General features: G+C 34.1%; 1 protein-coding gene. It reads left to right on the top strand.

Features of this window, described 5'->3' with window-relative positions:
- Positions 1–166 precede the first annotated feature (166 nt).
- A partial coding sequence (locus tag V3W49_RS22875; RefSeq protein ID WP_500148265.1) for a hypothetical protein occupies positions 167–586 on the top strand: 420 nt, incomplete at its 3' end.

Here is a 586-nt window from a genome sequence, read left to right as displayed (position 1 = left end):
TACGGCTAACGTAATATTTTGCTTCTTTCTTTTTTTCAAAACTAATCTATGAAATTTGAACTTATATGTGATATTAAGCCGATGACACTAATCTAAGAATTAACAATTTTCAGAGATATACTTTGACTCAAGCAAATTTATAGAATCAAATCCTTTGGATTAATCATTGCCTGAAGACGACGACAAAATTCTTCCCAAAGACTTTGATTCAGATTACAGTCTGCCTGGTCGCTTTGAGGAAGGTAATTCAGAGTATTTTGATGCAGAATCAGTAAAGTCTAAACCAAAAAACAGGGAAATTTTGGTAATTGCAGTAGTTTTTGTGATTGTTACATCTGGATTCTTTTCATACTATTTTATGAACCAAAATGAGATTGATTCACAGATAATTCAAAACGCCATCAATGTGGATCCTGAAAAAAAATTGGTAAGCCAGTATGGTGTAGGTAAATATGGAAGTGATCATGCGCATGCTGCAATTGTAGTTTTTGTGGATGGTGAGCAGCTAAACTTTGGCAAGCCGCAGTTTCAGCTTTCAAGTAGATACATCCACTTTGAGAATCATAATCCATACCTCATTCACAAG

Origin of the sequence: Rosenbergiella sp. YN46 (genome assembly GCF_036620675.1) — a bacterium.
GTDB lineage: Bacteria > Pseudomonadota > Gammaproteobacteria > Enterobacterales > Enterobacteriaceae > Jejubacter.
The sequence above is the reverse complement of the archived record's forward strand: the minus strand, read 5'-3'. Positions and strand labels throughout refer to the sequence as shown.